21 protein-coding genes are annotated in these 23,556 nt (G+C 43.1%); 5 read left to right on the top strand and 16 right to left on the bottom strand.

All coding sequences use genetic code 11. The features are described 5' to 3' along the window. Positions 1–142: 142 nt before the first annotated feature. Together SM123_RS04555 and SM123_RS04550 are read right to left on the bottom strand one after the other, a co-directional pair. Entirely contained in the window at positions 143–1,087 is a 945-nt protein-coding gene (locus SM123_RS04555; RefSeq protein WP_320909946.1) for a PspC-like choline-binding domain-containing protein, read from the bottom strand. A gap of 371 nt (positions 1,088–1,458) precedes the next feature. Next, positions 1,459–2,400: an N-acetylmuramoyl-L-alanine amidase family protein gene (locus SM123_RS04550; protein WP_045759605.1), complete on the bottom strand. Its 942-nt coding sequence runs from the start codon at positions 2,398–2,400 to the stop codon at positions 1,459–1,461. Between the two features lie 514 nt (positions 2,401–2,914). Between SM123_RS04550 and SM123_RS04545 the strand changes: the two genes are divergently transcribed. The 3 genes from SM123_RS04545 (at position 2,915) to SM123_RS04535 (ending at position 5,189) form a co-directional block, all read left to right on the top strand. Further along, the gene (locus SM123_RS04545; protein WP_320909945.1) at positions 2,915–4,018 is read left to right on the top strand and encodes an ABC transporter permease; all 1,104 of its coding nucleotides are present in this window, start codon (positions 2,915–2,917) and stop codon (positions 4,016–4,018) included. Between the two features lies 1 nt (position 4,019). After that, positions 4,020–4,709 (top strand): ABC transporter ATP-binding protein, encoded by a 690-nt coding sequence (locus SM123_RS04540; protein WP_320909944.1) that lies wholly within the window; start codon positions 4,020–4,022, stop codon positions 4,707–4,709. 240 nt (positions 4,710–4,949) lie between these two features. Next, on the top strand, positions 4,950–5,189 hold the full coding sequence (locus SM123_RS04535) for a protein rep (RefSeq protein WP_002885362.1): 240 nt from the start codon (positions 4,950–4,952) through the stop codon (positions 5,187–5,189). A gap of 12 nt (positions 5,190–5,201) precedes the next feature. On the opposite strand, the gene SM123_RS04530 is transcribed toward SM123_RS04535, so the two are convergent. From SM123_RS04530 to SM123_RS04480, 11 genes are all read right to left on the bottom strand, one after another. Next, positions 5,202–5,558: a potassium channel family protein gene (locus tag SM123_RS04530; protein ID WP_261787309.1), complete on the bottom strand. Its 357-nt coding sequence runs from the start codon at positions 5,556–5,558 to the stop codon at positions 5,202–5,204. 213 nt (positions 5,559–5,771) lie between these two features. Further along, positions 5,772–7,322, bottom strand: coding sequence for a BCCT family transporter (locus SM123_RS04525; protein ID WP_002885312.1), 1,551 nt, complete (start codon positions 7,320–7,322; stop codon positions 5,772–5,774). 394 nt (positions 7,323–7,716) lie between these two features. Beyond that, on the bottom strand, positions 7,717–9,042 hold the full coding sequence (locus SM123_RS04520; protein ID WP_320909943.1) for a sensor histidine kinase: 1,326 nt from the start codon (positions 9,040–9,042) through the stop codon (positions 7,717–7,719). Next, on the bottom strand, positions 9,039–9,692 hold the full coding sequence (locus SM123_RS04515) for a response regulator transcription factor (protein WP_254726879.1): 654 nt from the start codon (positions 9,690–9,692) through the stop codon (positions 9,039–9,041). Before SM123_RS04515 ends, SM123_RS04520 begins: the two co-directional genes overlap by 4 nt. A gap of 72 nt (positions 9,693–9,764) precedes the next feature. Then, positions 9,765–11,141, bottom strand: a complete 1,377-nt coding sequence (locus SM123_RS04510; RefSeq protein WP_320909942.1) for an ABC transporter permease — start codon at positions 11,139–11,141, stop codon at positions 9,765–9,767. Between the two features lie 12 nt (positions 11,142–11,153). After that, a complete protein-coding gene (locus SM123_RS04505; protein WP_070662061.1) occupies positions 11,154–11,795 on the bottom strand; it encodes an ABC transporter ATP-binding protein in 642 nt (213 codons plus the stop codon). A gap of 6 nt (positions 11,796–11,801) precedes the next feature. Next, positions 11,802–13,064 (bottom strand): ABC transporter permease, encoded by a 1,263-nt coding sequence (locus SM123_RS04500; RefSeq protein WP_320909941.1) that lies wholly within the window; start codon positions 13,062–13,064, stop codon positions 11,802–11,804. Positions 13,065–13,246: 182 nt separating this feature from the next. Beyond that, positions 13,247–13,885 carry a YesL family protein gene (locus SM123_RS04495; protein ID WP_320909940.1) on the bottom strand — a complete coding sequence of 213 codons (639 nt, stop codon included), beginning with the start codon at positions 13,883–13,885 and terminating at the stop codon, positions 13,247–13,249. Positions 13,886–13,989: 104 nt separating this feature from the next. Beyond that, a complete protein-coding gene (locus tag SM123_RS04490; RefSeq protein ID WP_320909939.1) occupies positions 13,990–15,552 on the bottom strand; it encodes a type 2 periplasmic-binding domain-containing protein in 1,563 nt (520 codons plus the stop codon). Positions 15,553–15,561: 9 nt separating this feature from the next. Then, positions 15,562–16,458 carry a carbohydrate ABC transporter permease gene (locus SM123_RS04485; protein ID WP_070595004.1) on the bottom strand — a complete coding sequence of 299 codons (897 nt, stop codon included), beginning with the start codon at positions 16,456–16,458 and terminating at the stop codon, positions 15,562–15,564. 15 nt (positions 16,459–16,473) lie between these two features. After that, positions 16,474–17,391 carry an ABC transporter permease gene (locus tag SM123_RS04480; RefSeq protein WP_024055802.1) on the bottom strand — a complete coding sequence of 306 codons (918 nt, stop codon included), beginning with the start codon at positions 17,389–17,391 and terminating at the stop codon, positions 16,474–16,476. A gap of 195 nt (positions 17,392–17,586) precedes the next feature. Here SM123_RS04480 and SM123_RS04475 point away from each other — a divergent pair, with 195 nt between their 5' ends. Together SM123_RS04475 and SM123_RS04470 are read left to right on the top strand one after the other, a co-directional pair. Then, entirely contained in the window at positions 17,587–19,254 is a 1,668-nt protein-coding gene (locus SM123_RS04475; protein WP_320909938.1) for a sensor histidine kinase, read from the top strand. Continuing rightward, the gene (locus SM123_RS04470; RefSeq protein ID WP_320909937.1) at positions 19,235–20,779 is read left to right on the top strand and encodes a helix-turn-helix domain-containing protein; all 1,545 of its coding nucleotides are present in this window, start codon (positions 19,235–19,237) and stop codon (positions 20,777–20,779) included. Before SM123_RS04475 ends, SM123_RS04470 begins: the two co-directional genes overlap by 20 nt. A 42-nt stretch (positions 20,780–20,821) precedes the next feature. Here SM123_RS04470 and SM123_RS04465 read toward each other — a convergent pair whose 3' ends face one another. From SM123_RS04465 to SM123_RS04455, 3 genes are read right to left on the bottom strand one after another with little or no spacing between them, the layout of a single operon-like run. After that, a complete protein-coding gene (locus tag SM123_RS04465) occupies positions 20,822–21,019 on the bottom strand; it encodes a DUF3272 family protein (protein WP_320909936.1) in 198 nt (65 codons plus the stop codon). 38 nt (positions 21,020–21,057) lie between these two features. Then, on the bottom strand, positions 21,058–22,734 hold the full coding sequence (gene dnaX, locus SM123_RS04460; protein ID WP_320909935.1) for a DNA polymerase III subunit gamma/tau: 1,677 nt from the start codon (positions 22,732–22,734) through the stop codon (positions 21,058–21,060). After that, positions 22,734–23,231 (bottom strand): GAF domain-containing protein, encoded by a 498-nt coding sequence (locus SM123_RS04455; RefSeq protein WP_320909934.1) that lies wholly within the window; start codon positions 23,229–23,231, stop codon positions 22,734–22,736. The genes dnaX and SM123_RS04455 overlap by 1 nt, the downstream gene beginning before the upstream one ends. Between the last annotated feature and the right edge of the window lie 325 nt (positions 23,232–23,556).

Genomic DNA, 23,556 nt, shown 5'->3' with positions numbered 1-23,556 from the left:
ATCCTCCTCTCCTCACGTCTTTTCTAGCTCCGCTTCGATGTATGTCTAGTATAGAACAAACCACAGCGAGGGTGGTTCGTTATTATCATAATTAAAAACACCCCAAAAGTTAGAAATATCCAACTTTTGAGGTTTTAATCAATTAAGGCTCATTATTGATAACAGAACCATCAATACCAAATGTATAAGAAACACCATCAATAACTAACGTTTTATTTGATGCAAATGCACCACCATCGTTAGGATCCGCATAATATTTTCTTCCATTTAATTCTAGCCACCCCGTCTTTAAATCACAATTAGCTGGGTCAAAATAATAAGTTTTTCCATCTTGAAACGTAACCTGACCAGCAAATGCCTTACCAAATTCGTCAAAGCAATACGTTTTCCCATCTATAGTTTGCCAACCTGACACTTGTGCTCCACTTTCTGGGTCGTAATAATACCACTCTAGACCACGCTGTCCTTGTTTAGATATCCAGCCCGTTTTCATATCGGAATTAACTGGATCGAAATAATAACTTTTATCACCTATCTTTTGGAAACCTTTTAACGCATGATGGAGAAAGTAATACCATTTCCCATCTATATTTCTCCAACCGGTAGCTTTTTCTCCACTTACAGGGTCGTAATAATTCCATTCCGTACCAGTATATCCTGGATTAGATATCCAACCAGTTTTCATATCACCATTAACTGGATCAAAATAATAAAGTTTTCCATCTAAATTTTGTTCACCCATACGTGCCCCATCTGTCGTAAGGTAATACCATTTCCCATCTATGTTTTGCCATCCAAGTTTTTTATCCCCATTCACTGGATCAAAATAAGACCAGTTTTTGTATATATCCCCATTAACATACCTACCCTCACGTAGATACCAGCCGGTCATCATATAACCTCTTTCATCAAATTTATACCACTTCCCGTTAATCTGAGCTTCTGTATCTTTATAATAGGAACCATAATATGTTTGATACCACCAACCAACATTATCTCGATGCCAATCAGCCTTTACTTGAGATACTGGAGTTAAAAGTAATATACCTAATACAATACCTAGCAAAAACTTAGTTGCTTTTTTCATTTTTATTTCCTCCTTATATTTTGTATACGCTTTCATTGTAACATGTTTATTTCTCTAAATCAAATGATGTATGGATATAGAGAGGTCGCTGTCAACGAATTCAATTATAAAGCACTCTCTTTTTATTTATCCTTTTAAAGGCTATCAGTATCCACTTTTAGATAAAATTATATAAGATATTATCTAAAAGTAATTAAAGAAATAACCTGCTCTATTATTAAATTTTTAGCAACTGACTTTATCAATGATTATAAATGAAGCTTATTAACTACCTAATAACTCACTCTGGTTATATTATAAAATTCTTTATCATCATAGTTAAAAACACCTTGACAGTTAGAAAAAAATCTAACTTTCAAGGTGCTGATCAATTAAGGTACATTGTTAATAAGAGTACCTCCATAATCGAATGTGTATGAAACACCGTCTATTATTAAAGTTTTATTTGATGCAAATGCACCACCATCATTTGGATCTGCATAATATTTATATTTACCTAACTCTAACCATCCTATTTTCAATTCACAAGTATCTGAATCAAAATAATATTGTTTTCCTTCTATATATATACGACCACTGGATGCCCCATACTCACCAAAGTAATACCTTTTCCCATCTATGTCTTGCCAACCTGATAGCTGTTCCCCACTTTCTAGGTCGTAATAATATTTTCTTGTAGCAGAGGCCTTTTCTCTGGTTACCCAACCCGTTTGCATATCGCAGTTAACCGGGTCGAAATAATAATTTTTTCCATCTAAATTCTGGGAACCTTTTAACGCACTATGTTGAAAGTAATACCATTTACCGTCTATATTTTGCCAACCCTTTACTAATGCTCCACTTACGGGGTCATAATAATACCAATTTGTATCTGAATTCTCTTGTTTGGAAATCCAACCAGTTTTCATATCAGCATTAACTGGGTCAAAATAATAATGTTTTCCATCTATATATTGTTTACCCATAAGTGCCCCATCTCTAGTAAGGTAATACCACTTTCCATCTATATTTTGCCAGCCAATCTTTTGATCACCATTTACTGGATCAAAATAAGACCAGTTTTTTATTATCCCCCACCTACTATCATTACGCTCCCATATTAGCTGCCAGCCGGTCATCATATAACCTCTGTCATCAAATTTATACCACTTCCCGTTTATTTTAGCTTCAGTGTTTTTATAATAAGAACCATTATTTAGTGAATACCACCAACCAACATTATCTTGATGCCAATCAGCCTTAGCTTGAGATACTGGAATTAAAAGCAATATTCCTAATACTCCACCTAGCAAAAACTTAGTTGTTTTTTTCATTTTCATGTCCTCCTTATATTTTTGTATACGCTTTCATTGTAGCATGTTTATTTCTCTAAATCAAATGATGTGTGGCTATAAGGAGAGCTAAATTTAAGGACAAACTAAAAGAATCCTCACATTTTTCTTATAACAACAGAGTCACTTACTCCTCTACTTATTTTCTTCCAAAACATTGCCAATGTCCATTTAATGTCAAATACAATGTGACTCATCTATCAATTGTTTATTTATCGATTGCGAAATCCCCTAAAACCAGTAATTTGAAAAATAACAAAATTTTAAAAATCTTAAATTAAGTCTTGAATATTCATCAGAGCAAACTCTTAACTTTCCGGAAAACGTTTCTTTTTTTAGAAAAATATAATTTCATTATTTATCATTCAATAATTTTTGATTCCTTCATACTTTACCAAACACCAGCCTCCTATTATCCCCCCACTTGTGGTATGATGGTAGAGTATGTTTAGGTGCCGAGCTACTCGAGCACCTCCGTGCTAAAAGGAGAACGAATATGAAAATCGCATGGAATGAAATTAAATACCAACCCAAGAAGTTTATCCTGATTGAACTCCTCATTACCATCCTCATGTTTATGGTGGTATTCTTGTCCGGTCTGACAAATGGACTGGGCCGGTCGGTATCGGCCCAAATCGATAACTATGGGTCGCTGCACTACATCCTTTCGACGGATTCAGAAGGGATTATCCCCTTTTCAACTATTAAGGTGAAGGATTTAGATGAGGTCCAAAAGATAGAGGGGATGGACTATTCGGGCTTGTCCATCCAGCGAGCAACCGTCTCAAAATCAGAGGATTCCAATACTCTGGATATCACCTACTTCGCGACCGATCACAACGAAGAAGAAATCCTCAATCCAATCATAGAAGATACCGACCTCAAGATCTCCGACTTAAAGAAAAACGAGGTCATTTTGGACAGTTCTTTCAAAGAGGATGAAGGGATCCAAGTCGGCGATCAAGTGATCGATAAAACCTCTAAGCAAAAACTCAAGGTCGTGGCCTTCGCGAAAAATGCCAAATACGGCTATAGCGAGATTGGTTTCATCAGCTCGGATACCTACACAGGCATGCGGCAAAAAACAGATCCAAGCTATCAATGGCAAGCCCAAACCCTTGTGACCAAGAAGAGCATCACTTCTAGCGATCTATCCAGTAACTTAATGGTGGCTGATAAGAAGCAAGTGATCGATAAAATCCCTGGCTACAAGGCTCAAAACCTGACGCTACGGATGATCACGTGGGTGCTGCTACTCGCTTCCTCTGCTATCCTTGGGGTCTTCTTCTATATCCTGACCCTGCAGAAGTTGAAACAGTTCGGCGTCTTGAAGGCCATTGGCATGTCCATGAGCCAGATTACCTATGTCCAACTATCCCAGCTCACCATCATCTCCCTCATCGGAGTACTGCTTGGTCTTGGCCTGGCAACCATGATGGTGCCATTTTTACCCAATAGCGTCCCTTCCTTTATGACCCTGAAAGACAACCTCACCATTTCAGTTAGCTTTATCCTGACCTCTATTTTGTGTGGTGCCTTGTCCCTTGTCAAAATCAAAAAAGTAGATCCAATCGAAGTCATTGGTGGAAATGGAGAATAAGATGGCCATTATCGCATTAGAAAATATCAGAAAATCCTACGCCGATGGCAACCAGATGCACCATGTCCTCAACCAGCTGAATTTAAGCGTCGAATCCAACGAATTTGTCGCGATCTTGGGCCCTTCAGGATCTGGTAAATCCACTCTCTTAGCTATCGCTGGTTTACTCTTATCAGCGGACGAGGGGCGGATTTCTATCGCTGGCCAAGACTTAACCGGCCTCAACCAAGGCCAGTGGACGCAAAAACGGCTGGAATTGCTCGGCTTTATCTTTCAAGATCACCAGCTCCTCTCCTATATGAAAATCGGTGACCAGTTAGAACTGGTGGCCAAATTGAAGGGGGAAAAGGACAAGAAAAAACGCCATGAGGAAGTCAAGGCTTTTTTGGCAGATCTGGACATCGAAGCTTGTTACCACCAATACCCGAATCAGATGTCCGGTGGGCAAAAACAACGGGCAGCCATTGCTCGCGCCTTCATCGGAAATCCGCAGGTCATTTTAGCCGATGAACCAACGGCTAGCCTAGACCCAGATCGAGGGCAAGAAATCGCCCAATTGATCCGAAAAGAAGTCAAATCCAAAAACAAGAGCGCCATCATGGTGACCCATGACCGCTCCATCCTGACCTATGTGGATACCATTTATGAATTAAAACATGGCCAATTGCTAAAGGTAGAAAAGGTTGATTAAATACAAGAGAGTGGGACAGAAATCGGTAATTCGTTAGAATTCGATTTCGTCGTCCCACCTCCGCACAGTTGAGTAGGGCAGTAAAAGCTGATGAAATCAGCGTAGTAGAGCCCACTCAACCACTGCGTCTTGCTCGACAATCCAAAAACAATAAAGAGGCTAGGACTTTTGTCCCAGCCTCATAATTTTGAGAAATATTAGTAAAATCCATTTGATGTCGAGAAAGAGAATGACAAACAAGTGATTGTCTTGTCTGAAGAGACGAAAGAACGGATAACGGGTGATTTGTTTGAGGGACTTTATCGGAAACGACAGATTGGATTTGGCAAACTCTTCAAGACTATCAAGAAAGAATTAGACTTAGATGATGTCGAAGATGGTAATCTTGTTCAGACTGGAGAGGATAGTCAAGAAGTATCGCGAGGTCAGGAAATTGTAGCCGTTTGGAATTGGCAGAGAAAGAATTATTTTTTACAGTAACTAAGAAATATGTTAGTCAGTTTTATTATTAGGTGTATTTAATTTGCTGTAGTAATTGACAATTACGGCTGATAAGCATCCAAAAAAAATAAGTCCATATACAGTTAAAAAGACGCTAGTAATACGTCCGATTAGAGTAGTAGCTAGTATATCTCCGTAACCTACTGTTGTTGATGTGACAAAAGCATACCATAGTCCATCCCAGTAATTACTTATTTGAGGTTCAACTAATAAAAGTATTCCTCCTGAAATAAAAATAAAACTTACAAAACTTATCAAAAATTGATTAAATCCTGTAACTTTTATAATATGAAATAGAGTATTTAAACGTTTCATTTGGTTCTCCTTTGTTATAGTGTTAATGAAAATTATAGCATAAAAAAGTGTCTAAATATGTATTTTAGACACTTTTTATATTAATTTTTATTATGTTTTCTTGATAGTAAGCCTCTATCGTTACAAGCTCGTTTGTGGTAAGATGAGTATAGGTCATTTATGTTAGTTCCTTTCAGACAAATGTGGTGTTTATCTGAGCCTAACATAGGCTTTTTCTGTCTAGCTTAATTTTACAAATTGGGTTATTTATTCTTCATAAGATTTGAAGGGTTGATCTTTTTTAGGGTATCGTGTCGGTGTGATTGACAGTCCCATCTTGTCTTTTTCGTGTAGCAATTCAATGACTAGGGAAACCATGATCAGTACCATGATGAGTGAAAATGGAAAGGCTACGATAATCAGCGTATTTTGCAAGGCTACTAAGCCCCCTGAAAGAAGTAAGACGATGGCAATAGTCGCAAGGAGTACGCCCCAGAAGATTTTAAGGTTATTCTTTGGTTTGAGATTCCCATCATCAGAGAGCATAGCTAGCACATAGGTCGCAGAGTCTGCTGACGTGATAAAGAAGGTAATGATCAAGATGATGGCAACAACGGAGGCAATAAAACCAAATGGCAGTTGACTGAAGGTTGCAAACAAGGTCTGCTCACTTGGAAACTGTGTTAAATCTACATTTCCAAGTGATTGAACATGCGTTGAAAGTGTTCCAAAGGTAGAAAACCATAAAAAGCTTAATACAGTCGGTGCTAATAAGACGATGGATAGAAATTGTCTGATACTACGTCCTTTAGAAATTCTGGCAATAAAAACTCCCACGAATGGTGACCAAGAAATCCACCAAGCCCAATAGAAAATCGTCCAAGTATTGATCCAGTCACGATTGTATTGACCAAAGGAACCAGCACTGAAACTCATACGGAAGAAATTGGAAATATACAGTCCGATACTATCGGTCAAGGTATTAAAAATCTGGACTGTGGGACCGATGATTATGGTGATGGCGAGTAGTCCAACCGCTAAAATAAGATTGGTGTTTGATAAGATTTTTACCCCTTTTCCAAGACCAGAAAGGGCTGAAATGGTAAAGAGGATGGTTGTGATAATTATGATAATAACTTGCACAAGGGCATTGTTTGGAATACCAAAGAGGTAGTTGAGTCCCCCATTGATTTGGGCTGCCCCAAAACCAAGAGTGGTTGCCACCCCGATAACAGTAGCGACCACTGTAATCGTATCTACGATCTTACCAAGGCTACCGTTTGTTTTTTTACCAAACAAGGGCTTTAAGGTAACCGATAAAAGATATTTCTCTTTTTTTCGGAAACCAAAGTAGGCAAGGGCCAGGGCGATTAAAGCATATATTGCCCAGGCATGGATGCCCCAGTGAAAGAAAGTGTAACGGAAAGCATCGGCTAAGGCTTCCTGCGACCCTGGGGTAGCTCGTACCGTTGAAATGGCATAATGGGATAAGGGCTCTGCGGCACCGTAGAAGACAAGGCCGATTCCCATTCCAGCAGAAAATATCATGGCAATCCAAGAGATAGTAGAGTGTTCAGGCACCGAATTGGGTTCCCCCAGTTTGATTTGCCCAACGGGACTAACCAGGAAAAAGCCACAAAGTAGAACGATTGACGTGACCAGTAATAAGTAAAACCAGCCAAGTTTATCTGAAATAACTTCCCTTAGTTGTTCTGACCAAACTTGGTAGCCGTCAGGCATAACAATACCAAGAAGGACCAGGATAGCCAGTAGCACAAAAGAGGTTTTTAAGACCGGCGTTAAATTTTTAGTTGACATAAAATCTCCTTTCATTCTCTACCATTATATCAAAAATGATAATAACTTAAAAATGAGGGGAGATTAGATAACACCCAGCTAGTTATAATTTTTAGTTGATTAACTAGAGACGTTTAAGAACCTAAATTGTCAAATTAAGTTAGACTTTTCAAGTAACTCAGAAAAACTTGGTAGGGTGATTGATAATTCAATGATTTCCTAGGAATTCTATTTCTTGAGAGTGGGACAGAAATCGGTAATTCGTTAGAATTCGATTTCGTCGTCCCACCTCCGCACAGTTGAGTAGGGCTGTAAAAGCTGATGAAATCAGCGTAGTAGAGCCCACTCAACCACTGCGTCTTGCTCAACAATCCAAAAATAATTGAGAGGCTAGGACTTTTGTCCCAGCCTCTTTTTATTCTTGTGGATCTTTGGGCAGTTCCATACGGAAGCGCAAGCCCATAGCCGTTTTATCAAATTGGTAGGCCAGCTCTTCATGGTCTAGCAAGTGTTGGACCACAAAGAGTCCCAAGCCGCCTTCCTTCTTCTGACGGCTAGCGGTCATTGGCATTTCAGCGGTCTCTACCATTTCCTGGCTGGTATTTTCAATCGCCAAGTGCGTCCCTTCCTCTTCGAGACGGAGCTGGATCTCTCCACCGGCATCCGAATGTTTGACGGCATTACTGATAACATTTGAGAGAACCAATTTTAGAATCGCTGGGTCCATATAGACGGCTTTGTCAGGGATTTGATTGTCAATCATGAGCGAGCGAGATTGAGCCAAGACCTTGTACTGGTCGAGGATCCGCTCTACGACCTGATCCAACTGGATCCATTCCTTGTCTCCGGCCAATTCTTGGACAGAGGACAGGGACAGGATTTCTAGGACGATCTGGTTCATCTCATCGACGATATCGAGGGAGACCGACAGATAGCGGTCCCGGTCCTTGTAGCGGCCGATCTTATCCCGCATATTTTCTAGGATAATCTTCAAGCTGGCCAGAGGCGTCTTGAGCTCATGCGAGGCCCCACGTAGAAATTCGACCTTCATCTGCTCCAATTTCAGATTTTCCTGTTTCTGCTGCTCTAGATTGTCGATCACTTCTAGGAGATGATGATAGAGGTCGTTGATCTGTTGCTTGAGGACGCCGATCTCATCCTGCGAATGAATGGGAAGACTGGCCGTCCGATCCAAACGCTTCATCCGCTTGGTCATCTGCTTGATCTCCAGGATCGGAGCAGAAATCATGCGGGCATAGAGATAGGAGGCAAGGAGTGACAGAACAAAGGAAGCCAGAAGACTATAGGGAAGAAAGCCCAGACTGATGTCCCGCGCTTCCTTTTGGGAATCGACAGTTGCTAAGAATTGCAAGGTCAAGTCCTTCCCCTCTTTAGTCTGGATCTTTCGCTCCTCAATGACCAGGGAATTGTTCTGGCTATCCGGGTTCAGGAGCAAGTCATCCTTGACCTCTAGGGCATTTTGTTTTTCCTTGCCCTTGATCGAGACCTTGATATCATTGGTCTTGGAATAAAGATCAATGACCGACTCAATGGTTCCTTCTTCCTGGCCTTGAAAACTCTTAGCCAAGGCCTGGGATTTCTTCAAAATCGTCTGGCGCTGGGACTCGATATAGGTCGACGGGAAAATAAAGTAAACCGAAGCGTGTAGAAGGATTACTAAGCCACTAAAAAGGGCAAAGGTGATCAGAAAGATCTTTGCAAAGATACTCCGTTTGGTCATGGTCTCTCCAATTTATAGCCGACATTGCGTACCGTAACGATACAGTCCAGCTCTAGTTTTTTTCGTAGTTCCTTGATATAGACATCGATCACCCGATCAAAAGGAATCTCCTCTGTCTCCTTCCAGACGGCATCGAGGATCTGAGAGCGGGTCCGGGCCTTGCCTTCATGCTGGAGCAGGTATTCCAAGATTTCCAACTCCTTGGCATTCATGGAGATGGCTTGCCCAGCAAGACTGGCTGTGTAGCTCTCAAAATCCACCCATGCCTCTCCATAGGTGAAGACTCGGGAAGGCTGAAGCTTTTTAAAAATAGCTTCGATACGGACCTTCAAGAGGGACAAGGAGAAGGGTTTTTCCAGGTAGCCGTCCGCCAACTCTCCAAAGGCCGTCAACTTATAGTCTTCATCATGGAAGGCCGTCAGCATGAGGACAGGAACCGAGCTGGTCTTCCGGATAGTCTTGAGCACTTCCAAGCCATTGAGGATAGGGAGCTGGATATCCAGCAAAACTAGATCCGGCGCCTCTCTGTGAAAGAGGTCCAGGGCCTCCTGCCCATCACCTGCTTCAAAGACCTCATAGCCACATTCCATGAGATAGTCGCTCATCCCTTCGCGAATCAGGACTTCATCTTCTACGATTAGTATCTTCATACACTTTCCTTTTATCTAAGAAACTTCTTCTACCTCCTATTATACCCTATTTCTATTTTAGGAAACAATCTCTTATTCGACATCCACCAAGAGATCTTTTGGTTTCTTATGCAAGAGCCATTGCGAAGAAAGGATGGATACGAGAATCAAGAGGAGGCCACCAACCAAGACAATCACCAACAATTGGCTCGGTTGGATGTCCATATGGAGGTCTGTAAGGGTCTTGCTGAAGCTTTCTGCTTCAGCTCCTCCACCAAGGTTGGCTGCAGAGGATTCTTGAGCCATTTGTTTGGCAATGCCACTGGTTACGTTCTTAAGCACCGTATCTCCGACTCCTTTGGCAAGAAGTCCTGCGACTCCATAGGAGAGGAGGAAGGCTGGGATGGAGATCATGACTAATTCTGCCACGAATTGTCCCGCAATCTGTACCTTGGAGAGTCCCAAAGCCAGCAAAATCCCCACTTCTCTGCGACGGGCATTGAGCCACAAGACGAGGAGAAGGGTGAGAAGCAAGCTAGCAAAGACGAGGCTACCGATAAACAAGTAGTCCGCCACTTGGAACATGCTGCTGATCGATTTTTGCAAGGCCGGGTAGTTGGAAGAGCTCTTAACCAAGTCATAGAGGTTCCAGTCAATGTCGAGTGCTTTGATTTTTTCGATCAAGGCATCCAGGTCCTGATCCCCCTTGGCAAAGAAGGTCGCATCCTCATAGGTAGCTGTTTGAACAGTATTGCCATAGAGCTTGGCAGCTGTATCTAGGTCAGAAATGAGCGTATCTTCATACAACTCTTGGGCGTAAGTTAGAGGAGCTTGGTTCTTCCCTGAGAACAGACCCTTAATGGTCACTTCGACGGTTTCATTGGCCCCTTTTTCATTGTCAGCATCGTAGAGATTGGACTTGAGACGCACCTTATCGCCCACCTTAAGACCATTCTTTTTCGCCAAATCTTCGTGCATGAGGATTTGGTTTTTGTCCTTATCTGTCAGGTGATCCCCTTGGACCAGTTTGTAGGCCCCAGAGACAAACTTATCTTCTTTAGAAGAATCATTGACCCCCGTCACCATCAAGGTATTCTTAAAGTATTTAGCCCGCTCTGGAGATTGATTCTGCAGGGTTTCTTCAGTCTCAATGATCTCGTGGTCTAGGATATCTGCGATGGCATTGATCCGCTTGATAGAGGAGGTGATCCCCTCTACCTGGCTAATTTTCTCGATATCTTCTCCTCTGAGATTCCCAGCTCCCCGAGGGGTTCCCGGATTGGTCCGTCTGTTGATCTGCATGGAGAAGCTATTGGTGATGGATCCCAGGCTTTCCGATGAAGCTTTTTGGGTCGCTCCCTTCATGGAGAGTCCAATCAAGCTCAAGGTCCCCATGAGGAGAATGATGGCAAAGAGCAAGAGAGACTTGGGCCATTTACGTGTGATATAAGCAAAAGCATTTCGCAACATAGCATTCCCTCCTTACTTGCTCTTCTCAACGAGGCTACGGCGACTCAATTCCAAGACCACATCGGAGGCCTCTGCCACTTCCTTACTGTGGGTAACGACAATGACACATTTTTGGCGTTCCTTGGCCAACTTCTTCAAAATGGCAATGATGTCACCGGCTGTCTGTTCGTCAAGGTTTCCTGTCGGCTCATCTGCCAGGATAACAGGTGCTTCTGAAACGAGCGCACGCGCAATGGCCACCCGCTGTTGCTGCCCTCCGGATAGTTGAAGGACATTGCGTTTGATTTGGGTTTCATCCAGCCCCAATTCCAAGAGAATCTCTTTCCCAGCTTGTTTGTTGACCAGGCGGACATTTTCAAGTGGCGTCAAATAATCGATTAGATTGTAATTCTGAAAGACCAGGGAGACATGGTGCTTGCGGTGGTAGCTAGACCCTTTGGTCTGGATGTCCTCCCCATCAAAGAGAACCTGCCCCTTCTTGGGATTGTCCAGACCAGCCAAGAGGGAGAGGAGGGTCGATTTCCCTGCTCCAGACTGACCGATAATGCTGTAAAATGTCCCATTTGCGAACTGATAGTTCACGTCTGAGAAGATCTCTTCTTGGTAGCTTTGGTAACTATAGGATACATGTTTGAGTTCTAACATAGGTGTCATTTCTCCTTAACTCATTTTTGTTAATATTTCTTTTGGACTCTTGCGCCAGATCATGCTGGTAGTTACACCCAGCGACAGAAGGATCAAGCACAAGAGGCTAGCATAGGCGATTCCTAAGGAAAGGCCTTGAGGGATTTGGTTGAGTAATTCTAGGGTCTGCTGTTGACCGGTCTGTCCGACAAACTGCTCTAAGAAACGATGGCTGACCATCCGCCCGATGAGAAAGGCTGGGATCACCGCTAGTAAGGATACCAGCACCACTTCCAAGAGGAACTGTCTAAAGATCCGGCCCTTGCTCTTCCCAATGGATAAGAGCACCCCGATTTCATGGATCCGCTCCCGTGTCCAGAGACTGAGTAAGAACGATAGGGCACCGGCTCCTGTCACCAGGAGGACGATCATCATGATCCGTACCAGGCCTTCCAGGGTCTGAGAGGATTCTTTCATCTGGTCAAAGGCCTTGCGATCTTCGACCACGCGCAGAGACTGCCAATCCAGATCCAAGCTTTTGACTTGCTTCAAGAGGGCATCGATTTTCTCAGGATCTTTGACGCCAAAGGTGACCTGGGTCACTTCTTGCTGACTGAGACCAAGAAGCTTAGTCGCATCCTCATAAGGGAGGTAGACTTGATTCTCACTCAGATCAGAGGTCATTCCTGTGAATTTTTCCTGTTTCTTACCCGAAAAGATCCCAACGATTTTAAAGGTTTGCTCTTTGCCAGGAGTCTCTCCCATCTGAAAGCTGGATAAGGTCAAGGAATCTCCGACCTTTAGCTTGTTCTTCTTAGCCAACTCTTCGTGGATCAAGATCTGGCCGCGAGCCTTGTCAGATAAGTGCTTGCCTTGCACCAGTTGGAAACTGCTACTCCGGAAATCTAGGTGCTGGTCTGTCTTCTGGGTGAAGACAGCGCCTAGCGCTTGCTTGGCTTCCTGACCCAGATCATTCCGTTCTACCAATTGCTGCCCAGTCACCGCTTCTTTACCAAGAATGCGAACGGGACTTTCATATTGAGGAACCATGGCTCCCACCCCAGCTAGCTGCTGCACCTTTTCAGCTTCCTTCAGAGCAAAGGGCCTATCCCCCTGCTTACTGGTCAGGGCAAAGCTGGTCCCAGCCGACTGTTTGATATGGTCCTCCAACCTTTCTCCCACTTGCATCAGTGAAAAACAGAAATACAAGCAAGAAAGGATCAAGAGGAGAATCAGAAAGAGGACCAGATTCCTCGTTCTTTTTCGAGAAATATAGGCGATTGCCTGTTGTAAGAGCATGATCTTACCCTCCATTTCAAAGCCCACGACAATACAATGTGGACGCTTTCATCATTTGTTGCTTTCATTATAGAGGAGAAATGTGAAATGTTTATGAAATAGAAAAAGTTTCCTAGGTTTTCTAGGAAACTTTATTCGATTTAAATAATATTCTGTAAAACATACGTCCCACTTGCTTGACCTTATTTTTCAAAGATTTCTTCTTCTTGGATCCTTGAAAAGATCTGATCGGTCAGTCGGACATTCAAGAAGCTCCAAAGAGCGAAACCACCAAAGGTAAAGAGATAAATAGCTGTCAGTAACCGTTCAGGACTACTAAGACTGATATAAACTACTGCCAGATTGAAGAAAATAAGAAAGATGGTTTGAATTGGATTTAAAAGAGCAATGAGGAAACTATTTAGACAGACCTTTCTTGTAGGATCTTCAAAGAGGCCGATATAAGGGAAGATCAAGGTCATCCCTCCACATAGAAGGACGATAAAGGGAAGCAAGATCCAAATCCCATACTCACTTAAAAAGGCCATATTTGAAAAAAGACAGTAATCCAGATAAAGTAGCACTGATAAGCCTAGACAAGTCAGCCAAATCATCGTCGCTTGCTTGAAATTAGCGCGAAAGAGACGGAAAAAATGAAAGACGAGATCCGTATCTTCCCCTTTCAACAAGCGGTGACACATGGTTGCTAAAGCCGTAAGCGATGGACCGATCGTGAAAATCGGAAGGCAGCAAACGATAAACAAGGTGTTCAAGATAATGATGTCTGTCAACCGGGTCAAGGTCTTGACCAAGCGTCCATCCAATGAAAATAATTTTTGCATCTTCTTCTCCTTGTTCTTCATCTCAATTTCTGCTACTTCCTCCAAGGAAGCACTCAGGGGCTTTAGGCCCCTGAGTTACTTACTTGAATCCATTTAGACTCCTGTTACTTCACTTCTTTTTGGTAACGATCATAGGCATCCTGTTGAATCTTCATAAAGTCATCAATGCCCATCTTCTTCAATGTTGCTTTGTAATCGTCCCAATCCTTTTCGACGCCCCCTTCGACTACCCATTTAGAAGCTTGTTGGGTAACATAGGAGTTGATATCGACATAAATAGAGGACAATTTGTTCAATTCTTCTTGAGAGTAGATGACATTTGGATATGCTGGCAAAGCGTATTGTTTCAATTCTTTGTCCATCTTCAATTTGAGGCCATCACCTTGCGTTTGGTCGATGTCGACATGACTATTGATATCATCTGACACATATTTTGGTCCAAAGTCACGAAGGGAATTGATCCAAGCCCATTCATCGGCAGATTTACCATCTTTTGGAGCCAAAACCTTGTACTTGGCACCATCTTTTTCAGTCGCAATGCCAAAGGATCCATAGAAGTTTTGAATGCTGGCATCATCCGTGTAGAATTTATCCAACCATTTGAGCAATTTTGCAGGGTCCTTGCACTTATTCGTGATCAAGATTTCATTGCGTCCATAGTTCAAATGATCTGGGTCAGAAATGACATATTGTTTGCCATCTGGGCCTTTCAATGCTGGCAGAGGAGCATATTCGCTGGCATGTTGGCCGAAGGTTGCATCTGCTGTCCAACCACTTGACACACCGACACGCGCCACTCCCTTGTCCATCCGTTTGGCAACAGACATAGAGGTATCTTCTGTAAAGAGTTCAGGGTCGATCAAGCCTTTCTTGTAAGCTTCATGCATCGCCGCTATCCCTTGTTTATAACTTTCTTCCGTCCGGAGGTAGACCGGTTTGCCATCTTTGACGGACATTTCATAGGTATTATCTCCACCCAGACGGTTGTTGAATGGCAAGATATAAGAGAAGGTCGGATCAAAGTTACCAGAGCCAAATGGAATTTCATCATTGACATCGCCATTGCCATTAGCATCCTTGTCCTTGAAGGCTTGTAAAACAGTCACCAAGTCGTCATAGGTTTCCGGCATCTTCAAGCCAAGGTTGTCCAACCATTTCTTATTAATAAAGAGCTGGTTGCCGACGATTGGCCGCATTGGCAATTTCTTAGGTAGGCTGTAAATATGACCATCTGGGTTGGTCACCATGGCTTTTAATTTCGGTTCTTTTTCAAAGGCCTTGTTCAAGTTAGGCATATTGTCCTTTATCAAATCTTCCAATGGAATGAACATGTTTTGGTTCTGAGCGATTTCAGAATCCGTGAAGGCATTGGATCCCAAGAATGCGTCTGGTAAATCTCCACTGGCTACAAGGACAGATTTCTTATCCGACCAGTCTGCAGCCACCATGGTATCCCATTTGATCTTGATACCTGATTCCTTGGCTGAATCATCTAGAAAACCTTTGTGATAGTCTTCCCCCCAATCCGACCAACGAACGGTCGTGATCTTGAAGGTATTTCCATCATTCTTGTCATTGCTTGATTTATTTGTGGAAGCTCCACAAGCCGTCAAGCCAGCTAAAGCAGCTGCTCCAAGGAGCAGATAGGCAAATTTCCTGTTTTTCATGATCTTCTCCTATTCTTTCAAGGCACCTATCATGACACCTTGATTAAAGTATTTTTGGACGAATGGATACAGCATCATAATCGGTGCTGTTGAGATAACGATGGCTGCATATTTCATCATATCAGCCTTAATACGGAGGTCAGAAGCTACCTCCCCTGTTGCTTGCGATTGCAACATTTGATTACTAATTAAGAGACGGCGTAGGATCAATTGCAGGGGTTGAAGATTTTCATTGGTCAAATAAATCAAGGCATTGAACCAAGAATTCCAGATCCCTACTGCTGTCCAAAGTCCAATAACGGCAATAATAGCCTTGGACAAGGGGAGCACGATCTTTCTAAAGTAATAAATGGTTCCGCACCCATCGATCTGGGCGGCTTCCCACATCCCTTCTGGAATACTATTGTTAAAGAAAGTCCGAGCTACAACGATATTGTAAGGAGATACTGCAAACGGTACAACCATTACCCAGAAGGTGTCGACCAATCCCATTTGTTTCACTGTCAAATAAATGGGAATCAAGCCCCCAGAGACAAACATGGGAACGATAAAGAAGACACTGACCCATTTCTTAGCAAAGAGGTCCTTTCGCGACAAGGCGTAACCGGCCGGGATATTAATGACCAGAGCAACGATGGTTCCTACAACCGTGTAGAGGATGGTATTGAGATAGCTCTTTAGAAACAAAGGCTGCTCAATCAAGCGTTGATAGCCATCTAGTCGCCATTCCCTCGGAATAAACCAAACCTTACCAGTTGCCACATCAGATGGATTACTGAAGGAGGCAATAATGACAAACCACAAAGGGTAGACAATCAACAGAATCAAGCAAATCGCTAGACCATAGATAAAAACATCAAAGAGGATTTCCGACTTGGTCTTTCTCGCATGTTGAAACAATTTCACAATTTCTCCTCCTTTCTAGAACAATCCTGTCTTGGTATAGCGTTTCGCAAACCAGTTGACCGACAGTAAGATGATCAAGTTAACCAAGGTATTAAAGAGACCGATCGCTGTCGAGTAACTATATTGAAAATTAATCATCCCCACTTTGTAGACATAGGTCGAAATGATTTCACTTCCTGCCAGATTGAGCGGATTTTGCAAGAGCAAGACCTTTTCAAAACCAACACTGAGTAGGCTTCCTGCTCTGAGAATCAAGAGAATCATCGCCGTTGGTAACAGTAAGGGTAAGTCAATATGACGGATTTTTTGCAATCGACTCGCCCCGTCCATAGTCGCTGCCTCATAAAAGGTTGGATCAATGGCCGATAGAGCGGCTAGATAGATGATACTATCCCAACCGATATGTTGCCAGACATCACTCCAGACATAGACACCTGCAAAGCTACCCGGTTTGGATAAGAGGGCAGGCATCTTTAAGCCGACCAATTTGAGGACATTGGCTAACAGTCCACTACTTGGAGAGAGAAAGAGAATAATCATCCCACACATGACCATGGTCGAGATAAAATGAGGCAGATAAGTCGTTACTTGAAAGATTTTTTTGAACTTGCCCACACGAATCTGGTTGCAAATAATGGCTAGAACAATCGGCAAGGGAAAACCAACCAGAATACTGTAAATAGAAATTTTCAAGGTATTCTTCATGGTTGTCGCAAATTGGAAGGATGAGAAGAACTGGTTAAAATACTTGAGACCAGCCCAAGGACTTCCAAATATCCCAGTAGCGGGAGAGTAATCTTTAAAAGCGATGACTAGACCCGCCATAGGGATATAAGCAAATAAAATCAATAAAATAATCGATGGCAGGAGCAGCACATATAAAGGAATATTTTTCTTCAATTTGCTCTGCTTCGCATTTACTTCGCTTTTCATAAGGCCCTCCTTTTCTTTCTCCTCTATTTTATAGGAATCCTTTCCATCTTTATAGAACTTTTTCGTTCATCTTCATTCACTTTTCCGTTTTCTCCACACAAAAACATGCACTTTCCCGATTTTTTTTACTTTACTATCGGTTTTGTTCATGAATCCGTTTTCAAATAGTGCTATAATATATGTGAGGTGCTCATTATGAAAGCTATTCACAAAAGTATACGAGATCACTCGATTCAATTTTTTTCGCGCCTACTCTTTCTCCTCTTAGTCGTCAATACCTTGATCAACCTTTTGATTGGTGGGATTAGCCGAAATTTTATTAAACACCAAAATATGCTCCATTTAGAGGACTCGATTCATATCTATGCGGATTCCTTAAATACAGAGCTTCACTCCGTTGAGCGTTTTATGTACAGTACCATTAGCCACAATGACTATTTGACAGAACTCAATACCCCGCTTGATTTCACGGATTTTCATGAAAATCTAAAAAAATTGCGGATCGATTTTACGGAGTTTCAGTACCAGATGGATAGCCCCATTACCTTTTTCATAGAGACAAGAGATATCCCCCATTTTTTCAATGCCTCCAGTCTTCAACTATCTTACCTAGATTATGTACAATTGAAAGATCATCTTAAAACCTATGACAAAGAAACAGACAAGACCAGTCAAAAATGGCAACGAATCAGCCTGAACCAGCATGATTATCTCTTGAAATCCCTTCATTACAAGGGCAAGGCTATCTATGCCATCATTTCTACCCAGGATATTTTAAAACCCTTGCAAAAGCTCAATATCGGGAAAAAAGGGCGCTTATCCATCGATCGTCCCAACCAGATCCATGCTACAGATTCCGTCATTCAAGCCGGTAGCAATCAAACCCACCTGCCTTTTGATCTTTATGTGACCGTTGATTACGGAGACGTTTTCCGTACAAATATCGTACTGGAAACCCTTCTCTCCTTGGTCCCTTTGATCATCGCCGTTCTCTCCACCATTCTGATTCTTTATATTCGTCAACGGATGATCCAGCCGATGAAACGACTCACCCAGCGTCTTTCTCAGCTAGATGCTGCTTCTACCAAGCTAGATGTAATCGAAGACCAAGGGATCTTAGAGATCGATCAGGCCAATCACAAGCTCAATCAGGTTCTGATCCATATGAAAGACCTCCAAATTCGAGCCTACCACGCGCAACTCAATCTCAAAAAAGTCGAACTCAATTACCTCAAAAATCAAGTCCGACCCCATTTTTACCTAAACATGCTCTCCATGATTCACAGCATGCTCCAAACTAAGGACTATAAGGAAATCGAGGAGTTGACCAAGGTGACTTCCAACTACTTGCGCCACCTCTTTCAAGCCAATCAAGATTTCAATCGCTTAGCAGATGAAATCCAACATATCCGAAATTACCTAGAAATCCAGAAAATCCGCTATGGGGACAGCATCCACTTTGACCTGGACTGGGATCCTGGTCTGAAAGATGCGGCTATTCCCCCTCTGCTGTTACAAACCTTTGTGGAAAATGCCATCAAACACGGCTTTTCTTTCCAAGATTCCTTCCACATCCAGCTTTCTATTCATGAAGAAGCAAACCAACACCTTGCCATTTGCCTTCAGGATAATGGTCCTGGTTTTAGCTCCGCTATCTTACAAGATCTAGCAGAGAAAAAATCCTTAGTCACAGAAGATGGCCACCACATTGGTTTGACCAATGCACAGGAACGACTAGATCTCCTCTATCCAGATCACTACGTGCTTCAATTTTCAAATGGAACCCAAGGAGGGGCCCGCATCCAACTGAGCCTTCCTTATGAACCCTACAAAGGAGACACACATGAATATCCTACTCGTTGACGATGATCGTTTTATCATTAAAGCCCTACAGGAAACCATCCATTGGGAAGCCTTGGGCATTGAGCAGGTATATACCGCCTCCAGTCTGAGCCAAGCCCAAGCCATCATTCAAAGTCACCCGATTGCCCTCATGATCAGTGATATCGAGATGCCACAAGGCAGTGGGCTAGATCTCCTAGCCTGGGTCCGGTCAGAAAAATATGACATTCAAACGATCTTCCTTACCAATTATGCTGATTTCAATTATGCCCAAAAAGCCATTGAACTCCAAAGTTTTGAATACTACCTCAAACCGATTGACCCCGACCGCTTAGAATTTATCATTCAAAAAGCCCTCAATAAGATCAAGCGCCACAAGAGTGCAGCCCAATTAGCTCAGCAAGGACAAAAAGAAGCTGAATTTTGGCATGACTACTTGCGAAAACCGCGTCCATCTCAAGCAGAACAGCTCCTTCAAGAAGTGACAAAACGGGGTTATAGCCCCAAACCACATGAAGACTACCTCTTAGTCCTCATCACTCTCCACTTAGTTGAAGAAGACTTTCACCCCAGCGTCCCTTCTTGGCGCTTGCAGCTCCGCCATTGTATCAAGGAGCTCTCCCTAGATTTTCCAGTCCACTACTGCGCCCTCAGTAAAATCGAAAGCCAGACCGATCGCTACCTCTGCCTCTTCAAAAAGAATCAGACTACAGAGTGTGCAGACTTCCTAAAGGCCATCCAGCAGAAGATCCAGCAAGACTTAGACCGATCCTCTATCCTTCTCTATTCAGATGCTATTTCCCTTGAGACGCTCTTGATGAAGGCTCTGCAACTTTGCCAATACAGTGACGAACAAGTCTTCCATTGGGACAGTATCCACTCCTATGCTTCTTTGGCTACACAACCTCAAAAGCCTGCTCATCGGACATCGCTCACTTTTACAAATCAGCTAGAGACGGAACAGCTCCTCCAAATCATCCATAGCTTAGAGACTCAAGATCGCATCCCGCTCTCAGCTCTGAGTGAACTCCAGCTAGACTGGACCCAGCAAATTGGGATTTATCTGGATAAGAACGGCATTCTCGCCCACAAGTTATTTCAAAACAAACACCATCAATTTCTCTTCGAACGACGTTTTCATGCCATCGAAGCTTTTGAAGCCTATATTGGGGATTACTGGAGCTCTGCTCGCCATTATGTGATCGATCTAGAACACCAATCCAATCTCATCCAGCGGATCACTGACTACATCGATCACCATTACAAGGAGGATATCAGTCGCACCAAGCTGGCAGAAATGGTTTTTCTTAGTCCAGATCATCTAGCGCGTGTGTTTAAGCGCGACACCGGCGAAACCTTGGTGAAATACATCACCGATAAACGGATGGCCGCCGCAAAAGAGATGCTATCGCAAAGCGATACCCCCATTTACCAAGTCGCCCTCCAGGTGGGCTATGACAACTACTCCTACTTTACAAAGGCTTTTAAACAAAAGGTCGGCCTCTCCCCAGGAGATTACCGCAAACAATGCCAAGAAGCCTTTTAAAACAAGAAAAAACCTTTGAAAAAGGATTTCTTTTCAAAGGTTTTATTTTCTTTTCTTTCTGATTTCTTTTTCAATGGCACTAGCAATCTTCTCCACCATATAGGCCGTCTGGAGATTGCGCAAGATCAAGAGGGCCCAAAAGCATGCAAAGAGTATTTGACCCGCCATGGTCGCTTCATTGAAAAAGTATGTCTCCATAGCAGTAAAGACTGCTATCACTGCAAATTGTTTTCTATTCATAAAATTATTTTACCATGATTCAGTAAAAAATTCATGTATTAATCGTCTTGCAGGGTGATTTTATCGGATAAAAAGTGAAATTCCTCAGGGATGACACTTTCCTCTTCTTCCACCACTTCCGCTTTTTGACCACGCGCCTTAGCCGAAAACTCTGCCCGGATTTGGGTCCATTCTTCCATCGAAACCGCTAAAATCTCTGGTGAGAAGCCCGCAGCATTGCTGAGGATATTTCCAAACATGGTATTGAGGTTGTCCCGCTTCATGGTCTGTTCAGCATTAAAGGCAGACTCAAAGGCTAAAATAGCGTGATTTTCATTGGCAGCGACCGGCTGGGATCCGATTAAGAGGGCCTTATCCGCACCTGCCAAGCTCTCGATAATTTCCCCCCAAGCGTTCTGAAGACGGATCAAGTTGGTCCGTGCCAACTCTGGATTTTCAACCGCCTCTTGTAAAATGGCGTTGACCTTGTTTCGATCTGCACGGTAGCCCTTGCTCGACTTGGTTGGACGAGCTACTGTCGGTTTTGAAGCAGGAAGACTGCTACCTGATTGCGCTAACTGTTGCTTGAGTTGAGCGACTTCCTTTTTCAAGTCTTCCAGCTGAGCTAGCACATTAGAAGGAACCTCCACAGTAGCTGAATTAGAAACTTGGCCCGTACTTTCAGCCAATTTAATGGTCATCATTTCAGTGTAGATGCGCGGTTGCAAACTATTTTTGATATCCGCTAGACTGGTTGTCGCCTGGTCAATCAGGGCAAAGAGACGAGCTTGATCGGCTGCAAGGTTGGCCGCGAATAAATCACTAGCATGGGTATTTTCTCCACCTGTTTGGACAATCAAAAGATCCCGTAAGTATTGAAGTAAGTCCGTAACAAAACGGGTCATATTCTTGCCATTATCAAAGATAATCGCGAGCTGGTCGAGCGCCGCTGTCGCATCATGAGCCAGGATGGCAGCTACGTACTGATCGAGCGCAGCTAGACTGATAGAGCCTGTAATTTCTTCAGCGATTGCTGTCGTCAACTCACTACCCGCAGTCAGACTCAGGGCTTGGTCCAAAATGGACAAGGCATCCCGCATCCCACCTTCAGCGCGTCGAGCAATAATCTGGACAGCATCTGCTTCATAGGCAATGCCTTCTGTAGCTAGGATGCTTTCCAAATGGTGAACGATATCCGGTAGTTTGATGGATTTGAACTCAAAGCGTTGCACCCGTGACAGAATGGTCGCAGGTATCTTGTGTAACTCTGTTGTTGCGAGGATAAAGACCACATTTTCTGTCGGCTCTTCTAGCGTCTTTAACAAGGCGTTAAAGGCCCCTGTTGAGAGCATGTGGACCTCATCGATAATGTAGACCTTGTGCTTGGCTAGACTCGGAGCATAGGTGGATTTATCGCGAATATCGCGAATCTCATCGACCCCATTGTTAGAGGCCGCATCGATCTCAATGACATCTTCTAGGCTCCCATTGGTAATGGATTCACAGATATAGCAGTCGTTACAAGGCTCCCCATTGACTTGATTAGGACAGTTCATAGCCTTAGCAAAGATCTTGGCCACACTGGTTTTCCCAGTACCACGAGGACCAGAAAAGAGATAGGCATGGCTGATCTTCTCCTGCTCGACGGCCTGTCTCAAAGTCCGTGCCACCACTTGCTGGCCGACCAATTGGCCAAAGGTCTGGCTCCGGTATTTCCGATATAAAGCTTGATACATTAGTTCTTAACCCCAAACATCTTAAAGTCCCAGTTTGTCTTATCGATCAAGAGAGCGACAAACTTTTCTAAATACTCCTGATCCAGCTGATCATAGTCAGAGACACACTCCGAATCTAGATCTAAAACTCCAAGGAGCTGACCGTCCTTGACCATAGGCACCACAATTTCACTCATGGCCCTGCTATCACAAGAAATATAGTTGGCATGCTGGCGCACATCTTCAACAATCATGGTTTCCTGCTTTTGAGCTGCTTCTCCACAGACACCCTTTCCAAGAGCGATATGGACACAAGAAACACCTCCCTGAAAAGGTCCCAGGATCAATTCCGTTTGGTCATACAAATAAAAACCCGCAAAGACCGAACGAGGTAGGGCTTGATTTAAAAGAGCACTGGCATTGGACAGATTAGCCAAGGCATTGCTTTCTCCCATTAAGAGAGCGTCTAACTGAGCCAGCAAGAGCTGGTATTGTGATTCTTTTTCCGAATGTTTCATACCTTCCATTATACCAAATCTTTGCCTAAAAATTAAGCTTCAAACAGCGAAAGAAAAGAGAGTGGGACAGAAATCGGTAATTCGTTAGAATTCGATTTCGTCGTCCCACCTCCGCACAGTTGAGTAGGGCTGTAAAAGCTGATGAAATCAGCGTAGTAGAACCCACTCAACCACTGCGTCTTGCTCGACAATCCAAAAACAATTGAGAGGCTAGGACTTTTGTCCCAGCCTCTGGAATATAGATAAACTAATTTTTAGTAAAATAACTTAAGCGATTCTGCAAAAAGATAAAACCGAGGTCTTATTAATTTAAATTGATCAAGAA

The organism is Streptococcus sp. S5, from assembly GCF_034134805.1.
GTDB lineage: Bacteria > Bacillota > Bacilli > Lactobacillales > Streptococcaceae > Streptococcus > Streptococcus lingualis.
Note: the sequence above shows the minus strand (reverse complement) of the source record. Positions and strands in the feature narration are given on the sequence as shown.

Excerpts from the sequence above, each read along its gene's own strand:
- SM123_RS04500 (WP_320909941.1), bottom strand. The coding sequence starts at position 13,064 with ATGCTCTTACAACAGGCAATCGCCTATATTTCTCGAAAAAGAACGAGG.
- SM123_RS04555 (WP_320909946.1), bottom strand. The coding sequence starts at position 1,087 with ATGAAAAAAGCAACTAAGTTTTTGCTAGGTATTGTATTAGGTATATTA.
- SM123_RS04505 (WP_070662061.1), bottom strand. The coding sequence starts at position 11,795 with ATGACACCTATGTTAGAACTCAAACATGTATCCTATAGTTACCAAAGC.
- SM123_RS04470 (WP_320909937.1), top strand. The coding sequence starts at position 19,235 with ATGAATATCCTACTCGTTGACGATGATCGTTTTATCATTAAAGCCCTA.
- SM123_RS04515 (WP_254726879.1), bottom strand. The coding sequence starts at position 9,692 with ATGAAGATACTAATCGTAGAAGATGAAGTCCTGATTCGCGAAGGGATG.
- SM123_RS04540 (WP_320909944.1), top strand. The coding sequence starts at position 4,020 with ATGGCCATTATCGCATTAGAAAATATCAGAAAATCCTACGCCGATGGC.
- SM123_RS04525 (WP_002885312.1), bottom strand. The coding sequence starts at position 7,322 with ATGTCAACTAAAAATTTAACGCCGGTCTTAAAAACCTCTTTTGTGCTA.
- SM123_RS04520 (WP_320909943.1), bottom strand. The coding sequence starts at position 9,042 with ATGACCAAACGGAGTATCTTTGCAAAGATCTTTCTGATCACCTTTGCC.
- SM123_RS04545 (WP_320909945.1), top strand. The coding sequence starts at position 2,915 with ATGAAAATCGCATGGAATGAAATTAAATACCAACCCAAGAAGTTTATC.
- dnaX (WP_320909935.1), bottom strand. The coding sequence starts at position 22,734 with ATGTATCAAGCTTTATATCGGAAATACCGGAGCCAGACCTTTGGCCAA.
- SM123_RS04475 (WP_320909938.1), top strand. The coding sequence starts at position 17,587 with ATGAAAGCTATTCACAAAAGTATACGAGATCACTCGATTCAATTTTTT.
- SM123_RS04495 (WP_320909940.1), bottom strand. The coding sequence starts at position 13,885 with ATGCAAAAATTATTTTCATTGGATGGACGCTTGGTCAAGACCTTGACC.
- SM123_RS04465 (WP_320909936.1), bottom strand. The coding sequence starts at position 21,019 with ATGAATAGAAAACAATTTGCAGTGATAGCAGTCTTTACTGCTATGGAG.
- SM123_RS04510 (WP_320909942.1), bottom strand. The coding sequence starts at position 11,141 with ATGTTGCGAAATGCTTTTGCTTATATCACACGTAAATGGCCCAAGTCT.
- SM123_RS04490 (WP_320909939.1), bottom strand. The coding sequence starts at position 15,552 with ATGAAAAACAGGAAATTTGCCTATCTGCTCCTTGGAGCAGCTGCTTTA.
- SM123_RS04455 (WP_320909934.1), bottom strand. The coding sequence starts at position 23,231 with ATGAAACATTCGGAAAAAGAATCACAATACCAGCTCTTGCTGGCTCAG.
- SM123_RS04480 (WP_024055802.1), bottom strand. The coding sequence starts at position 17,391 with ATGAAAAGCGAAGTAAATGCGAAGCAGAGCAAATTGAAGAAAAATATT.
- SM123_RS04550 (WP_045759605.1), bottom strand. The coding sequence starts at position 2,400 with ATGAAAAAAACAACTAAGTTTTTGCTAGGTGGAGTATTAGGAATATTG.